16 protein-coding genes and 1 tRNA gene are annotated in these 17,838 nt (G+C 66.8%); 6 read left to right on the top strand and 11 right to left on the bottom strand.

Features of this window, described 5'->3' with window-relative positions; all coding sequences use genetic code 11:
- Positions 1-34: 34 nt before the first annotated feature.
- Together ACJ8AT_RS37605 and ACJ8AT_RS37600 are read left to right on the top strand one after the other, a co-directional pair.
- The gene (locus ACJ8AT_RS37605; protein WP_407742802.1) at positions 35-778 is read left to right on the top strand and encodes a hypothetical protein; all 744 of its coding nucleotides are present in this window, start codon (positions 35-37) and stop codon (positions 776-778) included.
- A 32-nt stretch (positions 779-810) separates the two neighbouring features.
- The gene (locus ACJ8AT_RS37600; protein ID WP_407742801.1) at positions 811-1,425 is read left to right on the top strand and encodes a hypothetical protein; all 615 of its coding nucleotides are present in this window, start codon (positions 811-813) and stop codon (positions 1,423-1,425) included.
- 2 nt (positions 1,426-1,427) lie between these two features.
- Here the strand turns inward: ACJ8AT_RS37600 and ACJ8AT_RS37595 are convergent, their stop codons facing one another.
- The 4 genes from ACJ8AT_RS37595 to ACJ8AT_RS37580 all read right to left on the bottom strand — a co-directional run bounded on the left by ACJ8AT_RS37595 (position 1,428) and on the right by ACJ8AT_RS37580 (position 7,809).
- On the bottom strand, positions 1,428-2,810 hold the full coding sequence (locus tag ACJ8AT_RS37595; RefSeq protein ID WP_407742800.1) for a TolC family protein: 1,383 nt from the start codon (positions 2,808-2,810) through the stop codon (positions 1,428-1,430).
- Between the two features lie 180 nt (positions 2,811-2,990).
- Positions 2,991-6,092 (bottom strand): efflux RND transporter permease subunit, encoded by a 3,102-nt coding sequence (locus tag ACJ8AT_RS37590; protein WP_407742799.1) that lies wholly within the window; start codon positions 6,090-6,092, stop codon positions 2,991-2,993.
- A gap of 27 nt (positions 6,093-6,119) precedes the next feature.
- Positions 6,120-7,244 (bottom strand): efflux RND transporter periplasmic adaptor subunit, encoded by a 1,125-nt coding sequence (locus ACJ8AT_RS37585; RefSeq protein WP_407742798.1) that lies wholly within the window; start codon positions 7,242-7,244, stop codon positions 6,120-6,122.
- 31 nt (positions 7,245-7,275) lie between these two features.
- Positions 7,276-7,809, bottom strand: a complete 534-nt coding sequence (locus ACJ8AT_RS37580) for a GbsR/MarR family transcriptional regulator (RefSeq protein ID WP_407742797.1) — start codon at positions 7,807-7,809, stop codon at positions 7,276-7,278.
- Positions 7,810-8,162: 353 nt separating this feature from the next.
- Here ACJ8AT_RS37580 and ACJ8AT_RS37575 point away from each other — a divergent pair, with 353 nt between their 5' ends.
- The 3 genes from ACJ8AT_RS37575 to ACJ8AT_RS37565 all read left to right on the top strand — a co-directional run bounded on the left by ACJ8AT_RS37575 (position 8,163) and on the right by ACJ8AT_RS37565 (position 11,395).
- Positions 8,163-9,356, top strand: coding sequence for a vWA domain-containing protein (locus tag ACJ8AT_RS37575; RefSeq protein WP_407742796.1), 1,194 nt, complete (start codon positions 8,163-8,165; stop codon positions 9,354-9,356).
- Between the two features lie 12 nt (positions 9,357-9,368).
- Positions 9,369-10,586, top strand: coding sequence for an extracellular solute-binding protein (locus tag ACJ8AT_RS37570; RefSeq protein WP_407742795.1), 1,218 nt, complete (start codon positions 9,369-9,371; stop codon positions 10,584-10,586).
- A 140-nt stretch (positions 10,587-10,726) separates the two neighbouring features.
- Positions 10,727-11,395: a hypothetical protein gene (locus ACJ8AT_RS37565; protein ID WP_407742794.1), complete on the top strand. Its 669-nt coding sequence runs from the start codon at positions 10,727-10,729 to the stop codon at positions 11,393-11,395.
- On the opposite strand, the gene ACJ8AT_RS37560 is transcribed toward ACJ8AT_RS37565, so the two are convergent.
- Genes ACJ8AT_RS37560 through ACJ8AT_RS37550 form a run of 3 tightly spaced genes read right to left on the bottom strand, consistent with a single transcriptional unit; the run spans position 11,392 to position 13,662 of the window.
- A complete protein-coding gene (locus tag ACJ8AT_RS37560; RefSeq protein WP_407742793.1) occupies positions 11,392-12,381 on the bottom strand; it encodes an MvdC/MvdD family ATP grasp protein in 990 nt (329 codons plus the stop codon). The two genes, ACJ8AT_RS37565 and ACJ8AT_RS37560, sit on opposite strands and share 4 nt — an antisense overlap.
- A complete protein-coding gene (locus tag ACJ8AT_RS37555) occupies positions 12,378-13,400 on the bottom strand; it encodes an MvdC/MvdD family ATP grasp protein (RefSeq protein ID WP_407742792.1) in 1,023 nt (340 codons plus the stop codon). The genes ACJ8AT_RS37560 and ACJ8AT_RS37555 overlap by 4 nt, the downstream gene beginning before the upstream one ends.
- Positions 13,401-13,434: 34 nt before the next feature.
- Positions 13,435-13,662, bottom strand: a complete 228-nt coding sequence (locus tag ACJ8AT_RS37550; protein WP_407742791.1) for a microviridin/marinostatin family tricyclic proteinase inhibitor — start codon at positions 13,660-13,662, stop codon at positions 13,435-13,437.
- Positions 13,663-13,961: 299 nt separating this feature from the next.
- Here ACJ8AT_RS37550 and ACJ8AT_RS37545 point away from each other — a divergent pair, with 299 nt between their 5' ends.
- Entirely contained in the window at positions 13,962-14,192 is a 231-nt protein-coding gene (locus ACJ8AT_RS37545) for a tyrosine-type recombinase/integrase (protein ID WP_407742790.1), read from the top strand.
- 57 nt (positions 14,193-14,249) lie between these two features.
- Here ACJ8AT_RS37545 and ACJ8AT_RS37540 read toward each other — a convergent pair.
- The 4 genes from ACJ8AT_RS37540 to ACJ8AT_RS37525 form a co-directional block, all read right to left on the bottom strand.
- Positions 14,250-14,324: transfer RNA gene (locus ACJ8AT_RS37540), tRNA-Gly, on the bottom strand.
- Positions 14,325-14,397: 73 nt separating this feature from the next.
- On the bottom strand, positions 14,398-15,078 hold the full coding sequence (gene pgsA, locus ACJ8AT_RS37535) for a CDP-diacylglycerol--glycerol-3-phosphate 3-phosphatidyltransferase (protein WP_407742789.1): 681 nt from the start codon (positions 15,076-15,078) through the stop codon (positions 14,398-14,400).
- 11 nt (positions 15,079-15,089) lie between these two features.
- On the bottom strand, positions 15,090-17,123 hold the full coding sequence (locus ACJ8AT_RS37530; RefSeq protein ID WP_407742788.1) for a tetratricopeptide repeat protein: 2,034 nt from the start codon (positions 17,121-17,123) through the stop codon (positions 15,090-15,092).
- Positions 17,080-17,763 (bottom strand): lytic transglycosylase domain-containing protein, encoded by a 684-nt coding sequence (locus ACJ8AT_RS37525; protein WP_407742787.1) that lies wholly within the window; start codon positions 17,761-17,763, stop codon positions 17,080-17,082. The genes ACJ8AT_RS37530 and ACJ8AT_RS37525 overlap by 44 nt, the downstream gene beginning before the upstream one ends.
- Positions 17,764-17,838: the final 75 nt, after the last annotated feature.

Below are 17,838 nucleotides of genomic sequence, written 5' to 3'. Positions count from 1 at the left end.
TGCTCATGAGCACGTCAGACTTTGAGTGGCTCAGATGAAGCATTTGTTCTTCGTAGTGCTTCTGTGCAACCTGACATGCGCAGCGCCCAAACCTATCGACCCCGATATCTGGCGGCCCAGGCCTGGAGAAGAGTTGGGCGACAGAATACCAGGACCCTTAAAAAACTTCGGACCGTTTGACTCTTTTGCGGACGCACTTGAGGCGGCTTGCCCGCGGATTCTCACGAAGCCTAACGCAACCATGCTCCACCTGCTGGGCAACAACTCGAACCCCGACAGGCAAGACCTGAAGACCGCGCTGCGCTTCGCAACTGAATATTGCGATTGGCTCTATTACACCCCAGATCATAAATACAAGCTAAGCATGATCTCCAACCTGGAAGAACCAGGAGACGATCTCAACATGACGGCCACCTGCAAGCTCCCTCCTAGCGTGGACGATCCCGCCTACTCTCCCAACAGCATCAAATACATATTCTATCTACACAACCACCCCTTCGCGGGCGAACTCTCTGACCGAGACATCAATCTGGCTGTTGAAATGGCCAATGCCCATGAACTGGTTGTGGACACAAAGAACCAGAAAGTCCCCTTCGCCGTCATTGCGTTCTTCTCGAATGCGCGAGATGGCGAGAAGCCCACATGCGATGGGTTCTATCAGTACATACCTGCCACCAGAGAGCTGCTGCGGTGGACCCAATCAGAAGGTCATTGGAAAGGCACGAAGACAGGCATCGTTATCTGGGAGAGCCCCACGCAGTTCACGATCATGAGGTGATAAATGGTCCTCGACCTTCTCCAGGATGAGCCATGAGGAAGACTTTCCAATTCGCGCTCGCCATGCTCCTTTCCGGATGCATGCGAGGCACATGCCCTCCTCAAGCTCCGCTAGAGGATGATCGGTCTATTGCCTTCCCACAGTTCTTCGAGCATGAGGCTGTGGCAGTTGGCCTACCAGGACAGACCTATGACCTGGACGGAGAGATGCTGCGAGCTTTGACGATTGCAACCAACGACTTCCTACCATCCGGCAACGCCAATATACCCTGCAGGAACAGACAAGAGGCGCAATCCTACCGAGCCATCCGCCAGGGGAATGTGATCTTTGTCTACATCTACGAAAAACCGTCGTACTGTGGCAGCCATTATCCTGCGGCGGATTCGGGCGTGAAATACGCCATCAGCACCGACGGTCGCATCCTTCGGCGCGTCATTGACGGCCAACCGATGGGTTCTCCCGCGCCAACACTACTTGATGGAGGCACCACAGAGTTCTCTGGGGTGCCGGGATCTTCCCCCACTTTTGACGCCATCTGGAACACACCGAATCCGGCATTGCCTTCAGCGGGTCAAGATGGAGGCTTCCCCCCCTCAAATATGAAGCCTCCAGCCTCCCCCTCTTCTCTAGATGGAGGCTTTCTCTAAACCTACTGCTGCTGCCCCTGAGCCGGAGGAGCGAACAGCCCTGCGGCCTTGATCACGCGCAGCGCAGCCAGCGAGGCATTGAGCGTCTCGCCGACGAACCCCATCTCGGCCGTGGCGAGCGACGTGTTGGCGTCCGTCACCTCCAGATAGGTGGTGGTGCCCGCCTTGAAGCTCACGTCCACCAGCCGCTGGCTCTCACGCGCCAGCTGAAGCTGCTGCTCGGCCTTGATGCGGTTGGCGCGCGCGCTGGCCAGATCCAGCAACCCCCGGCGGACCTCATCCCGAGCCCGGTTCTCCGCGACACCCGCGTTGGCCTTCGCCTCGGCGATCTTGGCGTTGCTCTCGCGCAGCTGCGCTTCCCGCAGGCCACCGTCCCACAGCACCCACTGCAGCCCCAGGGTGATGGCCCAGCTCGTGTTCGAGCCGGTAAAGCCGGTCACGTTGGCCCACCGGTAGATGGCGGACAGCCCCAGCGAGGGCGCGTAGCTCCACTTCACCTGGCTGCGTCCCGTCTCCGCCAGCTCGATGGTCCGCTGCGCCGCCACCACATCCGGCCGCTTCAGCATCGCCTTCTCCAGCTCCTCGATGCCCGCGGGCAGCACGGGCTCGGCGGGCACCTCCACATTGAAGTCCGCCGGCTCGTTCAACAGCGTGGCCAGCGCCTGGATGGTGCTCTGGTAGGCGTTGCGCGCGCGCACCAGATCCTGCTCGGTGCGCGTCTTGTCGATCTGGGCGCGCAGCAGCGCGATCTTGGGCTGGGCGCCAGCATCGAAGCTCAGCTGCGCGTCCTTCTCTCGGGCGGTGAACACATCCAGCAGCCGCTCCTGCACGGACACCGCCTGCTTGAGCCCCGCCGCGGCGAAATAGAGCTGCGCGGCGCCGAAGAGGATCTCCCGGCGCACGGCCTCGGTGCTGAGGGACGCCACGTCCTCGGCGATCCGCGCGCTCTTGATGGCCATGCACAAGGCCGGGGCGAACAGCGCCTGGTTGAGCTGCACCTGGGCGCCGATCTGGTTGAGCTTCTGGATGGGAGCGGTGATCAGCCCAGAAGGGACGATCGAGAGGTTGGTGGGAGCGCCCGGCACGTTCGGATCGGGCTGGCTCGTCGGCTGCCCGACGTCCCGGATCACGTAGCCCGTGGGCAACGTGATCTCCGCCCCGATGTTGTTGCGCGTGAAGAAGCCACCCGCGGAGATCTGCGGCAGGTAGCCGCTCCAGGCCTTGGAGGTCAACTCCTGCGCCTGGGACAGCCGCGCGCGAGCCGCCTGGAGCTCCAGGTTCTGGGACTCCATGTGAACGAGCATGTCCTGGAACGTCAGCGTCCGAGGTGCGGCGCCGGGCTCGGCGGCCAGGGCGACGAGGGCAACGAGGGCAAGGGGGTTCATGACACCCTCCTAGGCAGCGCGAGGCTCACGGCGAGGGATTGCAGGGGGAAGCACATAAGATGGTTCGCTCTGTTGGGTGAAAACTGCGAGGGCGGGAGCAGGTGCACCTCTCCCGTGCGGGTCGGAGACCACGAGTGGCTCAGGGCGCGGAGGACGTTGGCGTGTCCCCCGCGCCGTGAATCAGGCGGCGTCGGCCTTGTGGTGCAGCTCGGCGGCTGGCGCCTCGGTGTCGGCCGGGCGCTGACCCACCACGCGGCGCCGCAGACCATCCACCAGCGAGTAGAAGACGGGCACCACGCCCAGCGTCAGCAGCGTGGAGGTGGTGAGGCCACCGATGATGGCGATGGCCATGGGCACGCGAGTCTCGGCGCCGTCGCCACGAGCCATCGCCACTGGAATCATGCCGGCGATCATCGCGATGGTCGTCATCAGGATGGGCCGCAGGCGGATGGGGCCCGCCTCCAGCAGCGCGTCGCGAGTGCTCTTGCCCTGGGCCCGGAGCTGGTTGGTGAAGTCCACCAGGAGGATGCCGTTCTTCGTCACCAGGCCCATGAGCATGATGATCCCGATCATCGCGAACATGGACATGTACTGATTCGAGATGAGCAGGCCTCCCAGCGCGCCAATCACCGCGAAGGGCAGCGACATCATGATCGTGATCGGATCCAGCAGGCTGCCGAACTGGGCCGCCAGGATCATGTAGACCAGGATGATGCCCAGGAAGAGCGCCATCACGAACGCGAGGCCCGCCTTGGCCAGCTCCTTGCCCTGTCCCTCGAAGTCGGTGGTGACGGTGGGCGGCAGCTCCTTCTTGGCGAAGCCGTTGAGGAACCCGATCGCCTCGCCGAGGCTGTAGTTGCGCAGCTCCGCGAGCACGGTGATCTGGCGCTTCTGCGCCTGCCGATCGATCTGCGAAGGGCCCTCGTCCGGGCGGATGTCCGCCACGCTGCGCAGCTCCACGAGCTGCCCCATGGGCGTGCGCACCGTGAGGGCGCCCACCTGGTCGGGATCCGCCAGCACCTCGGGAGGCAGCTTCACCTTCACGTCGAAGGTGTCACCGCCCTCGCGGTACTGGATGACGGCGTCGCCGCCGAGGAAGGAGCGCAGCATGGTGCCGAGCATGGCCGCGGGCACGCCGACGCTGGCGGCGCGCTCGCGATCGATGTCCACGGAGAGCTGCGGCTTGCCGGAGCGATAGGAGAGATCCACGTCCACGAAGCCTGGCTGCTGCTTCATGGCCGCCTTCGTCTTCTCCGCCGCGGCGATGACTTCCTTCCAGTTGTCGCCACGGATGTTGAACTGCACGGGCTGGGCCCGGGCGCCACCACCGCTCACGGCCGAGTAGTCCTGGGCGTTGAGGTTCACGCCCGCGCTGCGCACGATGTTCTGGCGCACGTACTGCTTGAAGTCCTGCTGTCCATACGCGCGCTGGGCCAGCGGCACCAGGTTGACCATCAGCTCGCCCTTGTGGACCTCCTCCTGCACGCCGCCACCCGCGGAGGTGTAGACGCTGGCCACGCCCGGCAGCTTCTCGAGCTGCGCGCGGACGTTGCCCAGCTCCTGCTGGGTCCGCTCCAGCGGCGTGCCCACCGGCATCTCCACCGTCACCTTCGCCATGCTCATGTCCTGGGCGGGGATGAAGGTGAAGTTGATGAAGCGCGCCAGGAACAGCGTGAGGAAGAGCACGCCCACCGCCGTGGCCATGGTGATGGCCCGGTGATCCAGCATCCAGCGCAGCGCGCGCCGGTAGACGTTCTCGATGCCCGTCAGCACGCCCTCGATCCCCCGGGAGATGATCCCCGGCTCGCCGTGGTGCTTGAGCAGGCGGCTGGAGAGCATGGGCGTGAGCGTCATCGACACGAAGTACGAGATGCCCACCGCCACCGCCACCGTGACGCCGAACTGGTAGAAGAACTTGCCCATCATCCCTTCCATGAAGGCCACGGGGATGAACACCGCCACGATGGAGAGCGTCACCGCGAGCACCGCCAGGGCGATCTCCTTGGTGCCCTCGTAGGCCGCCTTGAACGGGGTGGCCCCCTCCTCCATGTGCCGGATGATGTTCTCGATCACCACGATGGCGTCGTCGATGAGCAGGCCGATGGACAGCGTCAACGCCAGCATGGTGACGACGTTGAAGGTGAAGTGCAGGGCCTGCATCACCGCGAAGGTGCCAATCACCGACGTAGGCAGCGCCACCGCGGACACCAGCGTGGAGCGCCAGTTGCGCAGGAACACCAGCACGATGACCACGGCGAGGATGCCGCCCAGCAGCATGTCCTCCTGCACCGCCGAGATCGACGAGCGGATGAACTTGGAGCCGTCCGTCACCGTCTCCACCTTCACGCCCTTGGGCAGCAGCGCGGTGATCTCCGACAGGGACTCCATCACGTCATGGGCCACCTGCACGGTGTTGGAGCCGGACTGCTTGCGCACCACCAGCGCCACGGCGTGCTGGCCGTTGAAGGTCGCCGCCGAGCGGGCCTCCTGGGGCCCGTCCACCACGTTGGCCACGTCCCGGATGCGCACCGGCGCGCCCGCGGGGCTGGCGATGATCAGGTTGCGCAGCGCGTCCACGCTGCGGGCCTCGCCCTCGAGCTTCACCACGCGCTCGGCGCCGGGCTCGGAGGTGCGGCCACCGGGGATGTCCACGCTCTGCGCGCGCAGCGCCTGCGTCACGTCCGAGATGGACACGCCGTAGGTGCGCAGCAGGCCCGGATCCACCACCACCTGGATCTCGCGCTCCTGGCCACCCACCAGATCAATGCCACCCACGCCCTGCTTGCGCTGGAGCGCGGGCTTCACCACGTCCTTGGAGAGCCGGGTGATCTCCTGGATGGGCAGCGGGCCGTTGACGGCCAGGGTCAGGATGGGGGCGGCGCCGATGTCAAACTTCTCCACCACGGGAGCGTTGGCCTCCTTGGGGAGCTTGGACAGCGTGGCCTGGACGCGATCGCGCACATCCTGGGCCGCGATGTTCACGTTCTTGTCGAGCGAGAACTGGACGATGATCTGCGACACGCTCTCCACGTTCACCGAGCGCAGCGTCTCCACGCCGCTGAGCGTGTTGAGCCCCTCCTCGAGCGGCTGGCTGACGTTGTTCTCCACCGTCTCCGGGTCCGCGCCGGGCAGCACGGTGGTGACGGTGACGACGGGGAAGTCCACGTCCGGGAACTGATCGACGCCGATCTTCGGGTAGGCGAAGACGCCGAACACCACCACCGCCAGCACGAGCATGGCGGTGAAGATGGGCTGATGAATGAATGTCTTGATGGGATCCATGGCGGTATACCCGTTCAGTCCTAGGAGTTACTGCACCACGCTCACGGCCAACCCCTCACGCAAGGCCGTGGCACCCTCCACCACGACCTTGTCCTGGGGCTGCAGCCCGCCGCGCACCTGCGCGAAGCGCGGAGTCACAGGGAGCGCCTGCACATCCCGGCGCGCCAGGCGCCCGTCTTCCACGACCCACACGTAGCTGCCCTTGTCATCCTTCAGCAGCGCCTGGGACGGCACGAAGAGGCCGGCCAGCGACTCGCTGCGCGAGAAGTCCATCTCCGCCAGCGAGCCCGGACGCAGCAGGACCTCGGGCTTGTTCGCCACGTCCGCCAGCACCTCCACGGTGCGGCTGTTGGGATCCACCACCGCGCCCACCGTGCGCACGGTGGCCTCGAAGGCGGTGTTGCCGGGGATGACCTTGCCGCCGACCTTCATGCCCGGCTTGAGCGCCCCGGCCATGGACTCGGGCACCGGCAGGCGCACCTCCAGCTCCTCCACGTTGGTGAGCATGAAGATGGGAGTGGCCGGCACCAGCGACACCGTGTCCCCGAGGTTCTTCATCCGGGCCGTCACCACGCCGTCGAAGGGAGCGCGCAGCGTCTGATCGTGCAGCATCTCCTGAGCGGCGCGCGTGGCGGCATCCGCCTGGGCGTAGGCCGCGGCGGCCTGGCGCTGTCCGGCCTGGACCTTGTCGAAGATGGCCTGCGCCGCGCTGCCACCCTCGAGGAGCTTCTTGGTGCGCTCCAGCTCGATGTTGGCGCTGTCCAGCGCCGCCTTCGCCATCTCCCGCGCGGCCGACGCCTGATCCACGGCGATGAGCAGGTTGGAGGTGTCCAGCACCATCAGCGGCGCGCCCTTCTTCACCTTGTCACCCACGTTCACCAGGAGCTTGTCGATGGTGCCCGTGGCTGGGGCGCTGAGGGTGGCCTCCAGCTTGGCGCGGATCTGCCCCGTCACGCGGGTGACGTCCCCCTGCAGCCTGTCGAGCGGAGGCGTCGCACGGACACCGAGCGTGGGCTGTCCGTTGCCGGCGCTCGCGCCAGCGGGGAGCTGCGCCTTCTCGCCCTTGGTGGCGTGACCTTCGGAGCAGCCCAGCCCCGCGGCGGAGGCCAGCGCGCCGAGCAGGAGGAGACGGGTCAGGGAACGTGGAGTCATGTGAGAGGGTCCTTGGAAGAAAAGGAAGAGATCAGGAGTGGGAACGGGAGGGCTCGGGGGTGGTGTCGGCTGGCTGCGGCGCTTCGCCGCGGTTGCGCCAGCGCTCGCGCCCGGCCTTGACCATCCCGAGGAAGAAATCGAAGAACTCGCAGGTGGAGTGGAAGCGCTGCTGGCGTGCGCCCTCGTCCGCGTCGAGGCGCTCCATGCGGGTGCGCATGATCTGCAGCAGGTTCGTGATGCCCTTGATGGCCTCCTCGAACTGGTGCTCCCAGGCCGAGTCGCTGAAGACGTAATAGTGACGGCGATCCCCCGGCACGCCGATCTCCTCCACCAGCCCCTTGGAGTGGAAGTGCCGGATGTTGGTCGACACCGAGGCGAGGCTCACCTTGAGCAGCTCCGCGATCATCCCGAGCGCCAAGGGCCTGGAGGCCAACATCAACAGCCCCAGCATGCGCCCGCCGATGCGCGGGAACCCGGCCTCGTTCTCGAAGTGCAGCCCCAGCGCCTCGATGAACCGATGGTCCTCGGGCGTGAGGAAAAGCCCGTCCTTGTCACCGTCCTCCACGTCAGCCTCCGCGTCAGGACCTTCAGAACGCGCAGAATGAATAGTTTCTTCGGTTCCTTCAGTCAAGACTGAAAGATTAAGAAATCTAAAGGCTTCGGATGATAGGAACATCACAGTTCGCGGATTCCCATGTGGGATAGGCCTGCCGAGGGGCGCCAAGGGCTTGAAAAGAGGGCTCCCGGAGGCCACTACCACCCGTTCCTCCTGAATGCACTGGGGATAACCCCCATTGCCTTCCGGGCCCGTGGCGCTCGCCTCGCTGCGTAGACCTTTTTTGAGCGAGGCCCGTTTGAGGGAGAGCCCGGCCGCATCCACTCGCGAGCCGACAGCCTTCCTCACACCGGAGACGCACCATGCTCAAGCCGCTCGCTCTTGGCCTCGGCCTGCTCACCCTTCCTGCCGTGGCGCTCGCCAACGGTCCCGTGGCTCCCCAGCAGGCCCAGCCCGCGCAGGAGAAGCCCGCGGTCCCGGCCGCCTCACCGGCCGCGCTCGATGCCGCGCACAGCGCTCCCCGGGTGCAGATCGCGCTGCTGCTCGACACCAGCAGCAGCATGGACGGGCTCATTGATCAGGCCAAGCGCCAGATGTGGACCGTGGTGAACACCTTCCAGAAGGCGCGCCGGGGCACGCAGCTGGCGCACCTGGAGATCGCCCTCTACGAGTACGGCAAGAGCACGCTGTCGGCCGAGGGCGGGTACATGCGCCAGATCGTCCCCTTCACCACGGATCTCGACAAGGTGTCCGAGGAGCTGTTCGCGCTGAAGACCAACGGTGGGGACGAGTACTGCGGCATGGTCATCCAGCGGGCCACGCGCAACCTGGAGTGGAGCAAGGCCCCGGGGGACTTGAAGCTCATCTACATCGCGGGCAACGAGCCCTTCACCCAGGGGCCGGTCTCCTACGCGAGCGCCATCGCCGACGCGAAGGAGCACGGCATCACGGTGAACACCATCTACTGCGGCGCGGCGAACGAGGGTGACAGCCCGGGGTGGGCGGCGGCCGCGAAGCTGGCCCAGGGCCAGTCGCTGAACATCGATCAGAACCGCGCCGTGGCGTACGTCGCCGCGCCGCAGGACGACGAGATCGCCAAGCTGGGCCGCGAGCTGAACAAGACGTATCTGGGCTACGGGAGCCAGGGCGCGGCGGCCAAGCAGCGGCAGGAGGCCCAGGACAGCAACGCCGCGGCGTTCGCGGGCAGCGCCACCACGCGCGCGGTGTCCAAGGCGAGCCGCCTCTATGACAACTCGGGGTGGGATCTGGTGGACGGGACGAAGAAGGGCGCGGTGAAGCTCGACGCGATGAAGGAGGATGAGCTGCCGGCGGAGCTGAAGGGCAAGGACGCCCAGGAGCGCCAGGCGATCGTCGACGCGAAGGCGAAGGAGCGCGCGGACATCCAGGGCCGCATCCAGAAGCTCCAGGCCGAGCGCGAGAAGTACGTCACGGAGAAGCAGAAGGCCGCCGCGGCCGAGGGTGGCGACACGCTCGACAAGGCCATCATCGAGTCGGCCACGAAGCAGGCCGCCGCGCGGGGCATGGCGCTGGAGTAAGCTGTCTCTCGAATGAGACACGGCCCCCTCCCCCTGCTCCTGCTGTTGCTGGCGGTTCCACTCCAGACCTGGGCGCAAACCGAAGTCCAGGTCTGGCACGGCTACCGGGCCGCCGAGCGCGCGGGGCTGGAGAAGGTGGTCGAGGCCTACAATGCGGCCAAGGCCAGCACGGGCGTGAAGGTCACCCTGCGCGCCATTCCCTCGGATGCCTTCACGGACAAGATCAGCACCGTTGTCCCGCGGGGCCTGGGGCCGGACGTGTTCATCTTTCCGCAGGACCGGCTTGGGGGCTGGGTGGAGAGCGGCAACATGCTCGAGCCGCTCGACTTCTTCCTGGATGACGCCACTCGGAAGCGCTCCATCCCCACCACGATGGAGGCGATGACCTACCACGGCTCCGTCTACGGGCTGCCCTTGAACTTCAAGGTCATCACCCTCATCTACAACAAGAAGCTCGTGGCGAAGCCGCCGCGCACCACGGGGGAGCTGCTCGCGACGTGCAAGAAGCTGCCGGCGCGGCCCGAGGGCTCGACCTGCCTCGTTTACCCGTACACGGATTTCTACTACCACGCGGCGTTGATGAACGCCTTTGGGGGCCGCGTGTTCGATCCGGGCCCCACGCCGCGCCTGGATGCGCCCGAGAACGTGAAGGCGATGGAGTTGCTGCTGCGCTGGGTGGACAAGGATCGGATCCTCCCGCCCGAGCCCTCCACGGTGCTGACCACGTCGCTGTTCAACGCGGGGCAGGCGGCCATGGTGTTCTCGGGCCCCTGGTTCCTGGGGGAGATCTCCCCGGCCATCGACTACGGGCTGGCCCCGCTGCCCACGGTGGACGAGGCGGGTGGCAAGCCGATGCGGCCGTGGATGACGGTGGAAGGTGCCGCCGTGGCCGCGCCCTCCAAGCACAAAGAGGCGGCGTTCGACTTCGTGAAGTACCTCACCGGCCCCGAGGGGGCGAAGATCATGGCGCTCGTGGGGCGGCAGAACCCCGCGTTCGAGCCGATCTACCAGGATCCGGAGATCGCGAAGGATGCGACGCTGGCGGCGTTCCGCACGCAGGCCGAGTCCGCGATCCCCATGCCCAACGTGGCGGAGATGACGATGGTCTGGTCCCCGATGACCTCGGCGATGAACGCCATCACGCGCAAGGCCTCCACCCCGAAGGCGGCGCTCCAGGAGGCCCAGAAGGCGGTGCAGAAGGACGTGGCCAGCCTGCGGCGCAAGAAGTAGCGCCCGGGCTCACCCCAGGCAGTCCCCTGCGCACAAGGGTGTGCCACGGCTTGCACACTCTGTGCACATGGCTGCGGAGTGAAGAGTGCTCCGCCCCAGCGAATGTCCCAAGGTCCACGGATTGCAGCCCGGCTCCGGCCATGACGAACACGATTGCACAGAGCCCCTGGAAGCTGCCCGTTCTGCTGTCCCTGCTGCTCCTCGTTCCGGGAGTGGGCCTCGCGGCGGAGAGCACGTCCCCGAGTTCCGAGCCCCTGCCGGGCACGGCCCCGAGTGCGGCCCTGCATCTGGTGGAGGAAAGTGAGAAGACCGAGCCAGCGCAGCACAGCAACCCCGTGCTGCGCGTGGCGGCGGAGATTGGCGGCGAGCTGGCGACCTCCATCGTGGTCGCCTACCCCGGGGCCTTCGTTGGGGAAGCGCTGTGCTCCAAATTCCATCTCTCGACGCCAAACTCCTTCCTTCCCTGTCTGGATTACGCGGGGTACGGCTTCTTGGTGGCGGTGAGCCTCGCCGCGCCGCTGGGCGTCTGGGCGGGCGGAACGCTCGCGGGCGGGCGGGGAACGCTCCTGGGAGCGTATCTGGGCATGGGAGTCGCGGCGGCCCTGGGATTCGTGGCCACGTTGCCTATCTACAATAACGACGTCCGGGTCTTCGTCGTCCCCCTCTTCTCCGTGGTGGGCGCCATCATCGGTTACGAGGTGTCACACTCCTCCGAGGTCTCGGCCCTGGACGCCTCGCTCGCCCGCGTCCAGCCCTTGATGACCGTCTCCGCGCATGGCGGCGCGCTGGGCCTGGGCGGTCGCTTCTAACCCACGAGCCCGCGCCGGCGCGCCGTGCGTGCCGCGAGCACGTCCGCGAGTGCCTCGGCAATGGGCAGGCCCGGGTGCCGCATCAGCCACATGAACTCGCCCGCGGGGTTCACCTCGAGGAAGAGGTGGCGCCCCTCGGGCGTGACGATGAAGTCGAACGCGCCGTAGTTGAGCCCCAACGCCTCCATCAGCCCGAGCACTCCCTGTTGGACGTGCTCGGGCAGCGTGTACGGCTGCCACGCTTCAATGAGCGCCACGCCTTCGCGGCGCCAATCGTTGCGCGCGCCCGGGAGCACCTGCGAGTCGATGGCCGCCGCCATCACCTGCTCTCCGACCACCGTCACCCTCAGCTCCACGGCCTTGTCGAGGCGTTCCTGGAAGGTCATCGGACACAGCTCCAAGCCCTCCAGATTCTCCAGGTCTCGCGCGCTCAGGGGCGTGGTGAACACCACCTGCTCATGGCCTCGCTCATCGTAGACGGCGAACGAAGACATCATCTTCGTCACCACGCCACCGGGACAGCTCTCAGCGAAGGCGCGCACGGCCTCCGGATCATTGGTCATCAGCGTCCGGGGGACCTCCAGTCCCAGGGAGCGTGCCAGTTCGAGCTGCAGCGGCTTGTGCTCCGCGCGCCGGATCTGCTCGAGCGCGTCCAGTTGGAAGACCCCGAGCGCCGCCAGCATCCCGAACACCAGACGCCGGCTCTCTTCCACCGAGGGCTGGCGGAGCTGCGGCTCGAGCTCCCGGGGGATACGGGCTCCCATCGCGCTGCGGCGGTACCAGACGGCTGAGATCTCCTCCAGTTCGAGTACGCCCGCAGGCCCTGAGAGCCTCCCGCCTCCGCGCTCGTCGAGCACGAGCCGAAGCTCGGTGGGGAACAGATCCGTGTCGAACCGGTAGCTCCGCTCGCCGCGCGCTTCCAAGGCACGCGTCACCGCAACGGGCGCCTCACTGTCGCCGGAGCGGGTCACGATGAGGATGGTCATAGGCTCTCCTGAGCGGGCTGTCGGGAGGGGCGGTCCTCGACGAGGAGTGCCTCGGCCAGAGCCGCGGCGATGGGCAAGCCGAGCTCACGCTCGAGCATCCCCCACTCGCCCCCGGGGTTCACCTCGAGGAAGAGGTGCCGTCCGTCCGGTGTGACGATGAGATCCGCGGCGCCGTACACGAGCCCTAGCTCTGCCACCAGGCGTGTCAGGCGGTGAGCCACCTCCGCCGGCAGCTCGCCGTGCCTCCAGGGACATTCCCGAGGGCTGGCCTGTCTCCAGTCCACCCGGCCCGCCTCGGAGCGCGAAGCCTCCATGGCGCCCACGAAGCAGCGCCTGCCCACGATCGCCACTCGTAGCTCGCGGGCCTTGTCGATGCGCTCCTGGAACACCATGGGGCTGAGGCGCAGCCCTTCGAGATCCTCCAGGTGCTCGGGGCCGATCGCGCTCGTGAACACGAAGGGCTGTCCCCCGTCCATGGATTGGCTCAAGGGCGTCAGCATCTTGGCCACCATCCGGCCCTGGAGCTGTTCGAAGAAGGAGCGCACTCGTGCCGCGTCATTGGTCACAAGGGTGCGCGGCACCTCCAGTCCCAGCGAGCGAGCCAGGCGAAGCTGGCGCAGCTTACCGGCGGCGGCCTGCCCGGCTTCGAGCGGGTTGACGAAGCGGCACCCCGCCGCCCGCAGTCCATCGAGAAAGCCGTCGAGCGCCGCCCGTGACTCCCGCAGACAGCCTTCGCGCCAGGAAGGCTCCAGGTTCTCCTCGAGCCTGGAGGGCACCAGCCGACGCAGCCACACGGACTGAACCTCGCTCCCACGAATCTCGTGGCCGGCGATACGGAGCGTGACCGCGGACCTCTCGGGGGCTACTTCCGTGGTCAGCTCCAGCTCGGCCGGGAAGCCATCCGTGTCGATGCGCAGGGCACAGGCCCCCCGCCGCGACAGTTCCTGCGCGACTCGGTCGACCGTGTAATGGTCACCGCTGTGGGTGAGGAGCAGGACGATGTCGCGTGCGGGGAGCATGACGAAGAAGGACCCACAGTAGGGCTACGGGCCGTTACTTGCAGACGTCGTCATCCCCATCCGAGGGGTACTTCAGGGTGACGGCCTCGTCCCCATCCGAGGGGTACTTCAGGGTGACGAACACGTCCGAGTCCGACGGGTACTTCTTGGTCTGAAGGCTGAGGCCACCCGACGCCTGCTCGAGCTCCTGCGCCTCCAGGAAGCGTGCGAAGAAGGGTTTCTTCCCCTTCGCCTGATCCTTGTCCGCTGCGTTCTTTTTCATCTCTCGTCTCCTTGCCGCCTGCCAGCCAGGCGGCGGTACGAGGAGTGGGATCGACGGGTGACCCCAGCCCTCGATGGAGTTGGATCCCACAGAGACGAAGTGTGACGGCCAACCGCTCCAGCAGAGGAGGCTGCAAAGCCGTGCACCAGTCCATCCTCGGTGAGTATCTGGGCACGGGCGCGGCGGCCGGTTCTGAGCGCCCACTCCTGATGCGCCCATGCGAGAGATCGAGCCCTGGCCTGCTCTCCGCTGCGTTCGACGTTGAAGGTCACAAAGCTCCGCATGCCCCTCCATCTTCCATGAACGGCATCGCCCAGCGGCTCGGGTGGCACGATCTCCGGCACAGCTTCGCGTCCCACCTCGTCATGCGCGGAGTGGCGCTCAAGGCCGTCCAGGAGCTGCTCGGCCACGCCACCATCGACATGACGATGCGCTACGCGCACCTGAGCCCGGACGTGAAGCGGGACGCCGTGCACATGCTCGATACGCCGAGCCCCACCAGGGACACATACGGGACACATGAAGCCTGAAATGCCCGCGGCCGGAACCCTTTGTTGAAGGATTCCGGCCGCTTGGACTTCTCAAATTGGAGCGGGAAAAGGGATTTGAACCCTCGACCCTCGCCTTGGCAAGGCGATGCTCTACCGCTGAGCTATTCCCGCGTCTGTCACCTCGCCGCCGCTGCACTCCGCGCCGTCGAAGCGAGGGCGGATATACCCACCTGCTCCAAGCCCGTCAAGCGTTCTGTGCGTCCGTTCCGCCACCCCGCCTGGCCAGCATGGCGAGGAACGCTCGGAAGTACACCACCGCGCTCCACACCGAGAACGCTCCCGACAAGTACACCAACACCTTCCCCACCTTGTTGTAGTCCACCGTCACCACCTGGAACCCCAAGTCCAACGGGTGCACGTAGTGGACACAGAGTGAAATCACTCCCACCAACTGCAAGCTCGTCTTCCACTTGCCCTCCTGCCCCGCCGCGATGACCATGCCCTCGCTCGCCGCGATGGTCCGCAGGCCGCTGACGATCAGCTCCCGCGCCAGCAGCACGATCACCACCCACGCCGCAATCCGCCCCAGCCGCACCATCATCACCAGCGCCGCCATGACGATGAGCTTGTCGGCCAGCGGGTCCATGAACTTGCCCACCACCGTGATCAGGTTCCACTTGCGCGCCAGGTACCCGTCCACCACGTCCGTGATGGAGGCCACCGCGAACACCACTCCCGCCATCAGCGAGTAGAACGGATCCGCGTCGTACGTGAACCAGACGAAGATCGGGATCAGCAGGATCCGCCCCAACGTCAGCATGTTGGGCAGGTTCCAGAACTCCTGGACGAGGACGCTCGGCTTGCGCCCAGCCCGGCGCCTCGCCCGCTCCTCCCGCTTGAGCTTCTTCCTGGTGGCTCGGTCCATGCGCCCCCCTTCTAGCGGACTGGGAGGCAGATGAGGGCAAATCCTTCGCCGCTCAGCTCCGCAGCTGTCTTGAGGACTTCACCTCCCGGCGCCTGCAGCAGGGAGACGACTCGGGGCGTCAGGTTGCCCTGCCAGCCCACCAGGTGCGTCAACGGCACCGTCACCGGCGCGTCCATCGTCACTCGCACCGAGCGCAGCGGGCCCGCCAGGTTCAACAGCACCTTCCCGTTGCCTCGCAGGTGCACCAGGTCCAGGTCCGGCGCCACCTCCGAGGGCACCCGGCCGTTCTCGAACATCACCGGCTCCTCGAAGGCGAACACGCACTCGTCGCGGAAGTAGGCGGACTCGTCGCCCAGGTCCACCGCCTGGAAGGTGTGCTGCCCGGCCGGCTCGATGAAGAGCACGCCGCGGCCCGTGGCTCGCACCACCCGCGCCGAGCCCTCTCCAAAGGGCTTGTCCGTGGTGCGGCCTCGGAAGCGCTTCATCTCCGGCGTGAAGGCGATCTGCCCCGTGAAGGCCACCAGCCCATCCAGCCGGGTGAGCAACTCGCCCTCCACCCGCGCCGAGAAGCCGCTGGCTCCCACCGTGAACGGGCTCTCGGTGCTGGCGCCTCCGAGGTCCATCGTGCTGGCAAGCTCCCCCAGGAGCGGCACTCCCCCTCCCCGCCATGATCCCTCTCCAGCGAGCCCCGAGACAGGGGCCTGGGGTACTGGCACTGGGCCGGGCTCGGCCGTGCTGGCGGCTGGGAGCTCCATCGGCTGCGCTTCCACCGCGACGGGAGCCACCTCCGGCGCGGCCTCGGGCTCAGGGCTCGGCGGAGCAACGGGGGCTTCGGCGAAGGCGACCTCAATGTCGGCTTCAGGCGAAACCACAGGGGCGGCGAACATCTGCGTCTCCTGCGCCGGCTCCTCGTGCTGCGCGATGGAGGCCAGGTCCTCCGGGTTCTCGGGCTCGGCGGTCAGCACCGGCATCCCATCCTCGGAGACCTCCTCCACCGATAGCACGGGCATGCTCGGCTCGGCGGCCGGAGGCGCCTCGGAGATCTCAGCCATGGGAATCTCCGGCGCCTGCTCCTCGGCGCTGGGCACGTACGAGGCCTGCACCGAGGCATTCGAGGTGGCCACCACCGGGCCTTCGGAGCCGGAGAGCTCACTCTCGGGGAAGTACGCTGGCGCCTCGGGAGCCTCCATCGAGGGCTCGGGCTCCGCTGGCTGCGAAGCCTCGGCCGAAGCCTGCTCCTCGACAGGGTGCCCGGACTCATCGAACCCGAACTGCGCCCCCCAGTCATCCTCGGCGGGAGCCGGAGGCGGCGGGCGCGGAGCCATGGCCACGGGCTCGGCGGGAGCCTCGGCGGCCTGCTCGGACGGAGGCGCTGGCGGCTCCGGCGCGGCCTGCTCCATGGACGACTCCTCCACCACCTCGATCTCCAGATCCGCATTCGAGGCCGGAGGCGTCTCCGGCACCGGGACACCGCCGTGCTCGCGCACCACCTCGGCGCCTTCGATCTCCGAGAAGCCCCGTGCCTTGGCCGGCTGCACGGGCGCTGGCCGGCTGAAGCCCTCGCCCGCGATGGCGCGGCCCATCTTCTCCGCCATGGCGTCACTGCCGGCCCGCAGGAAGTGCTCGCGCGCCCGGCCGTACTCGCCTTGCTGCGCCAGCGCCAACCCCAGGTAGTTGTGCGCCTTCTGATGGTCCGGGGCCAGATCCACCGCCACCTCGAACTCGCGCACCGCGCGCTGCAGCGCGTTCGTCTTCAGGTACACCAGCCCCAGGTTGACCCGCAGCGTGGGGTCCACCGGGTTGTCGCGCACCAGCATCTCGTACAGCTCGGCGGCGCGATCGAACAGCCCCAGCTTGAAGTACGCCAGCCCAAGCAGGTTCTGTCCCTTCTCGTTCTTCGGCTGCAGCTTGTGGGCGCGCTCGAGGAAGTCCTTGGCCTCGATCACCTTGCCCGCGGCCAGCAGCTCCCCGCCCCGGTAGAGGTGTTGCAGGAACTCGTCGTCAGCGGGGCTCGGCTCCCGCCCCGGCGCTCGCGTCGTCGCCATCGTTGGTTGCTTCGCGGCGCTCGTTCTGGGCGAGCCGCTCGCGCTCTTTGTAGTGGTAGTAGAGCTGGAGGACCTTGCGCACGTACTCCTGCGTCTCCTCGAACGGAGGCACGCTCCCTCCAGCCTTGCGCACCGCGTCCGGTCCGGCGTTGTACGCGGCGATCATCTTCACCATGTCCCCTTCGAACTGGTTGGCGAGCACCCGCAGGTAGCGCACTCCCCCTTCGATGTTCTCCTTCTCGTCGAAGATGTCCTTCACGTACATCTCCGTCGCCGTCTGGGGCATGAGCTGCATCAGCCCACACGCGCCCTTGGGGGACACGGCGTTCGAGTCAAAGTTGCTCTCCACATTCATGATGGCGCGCACCAGCGAGGCGGGGATCCGGTAGCGCTTGGAGGCCGTGACGATGTGGGGCTCCAGGTCCGGCGGCGCGCTGGCGCGGCCACGCACCGGCGCCTCGGGGGCCTGCGTCTGGGTGAAGGTGCCCTTGAGCTTCTTGGCCTTCTTGCCGCCTCCCGGAGGCACGTTCGTGTAGACGATCGTCCCGTCCTTCTCGACGTAGCGGTAGATGCCCTCGGAGGCAGCGGCCCCCAGGGGGACCATCAGCACGGCTGTCAGGAGGGCGAGGCCAAGGCGCATGGCCCCCAAACCTTAGACGGGTGCTCGAAAGTCCTCAAGAAAACGCCTTGTTTCCAGCACTTACAGCCATTAAGG

Source organism: Hyalangium sp., assembly GCF_045802625.1.
Lineage (GTDB): Bacteria > Myxococcota > Myxococcia > Myxococcales > Myxococcaceae > Hyalangium.
Note: the sequence above shows the minus strand (reverse complement) of the source record. Positions and strands in the feature narration are given on the sequence as shown.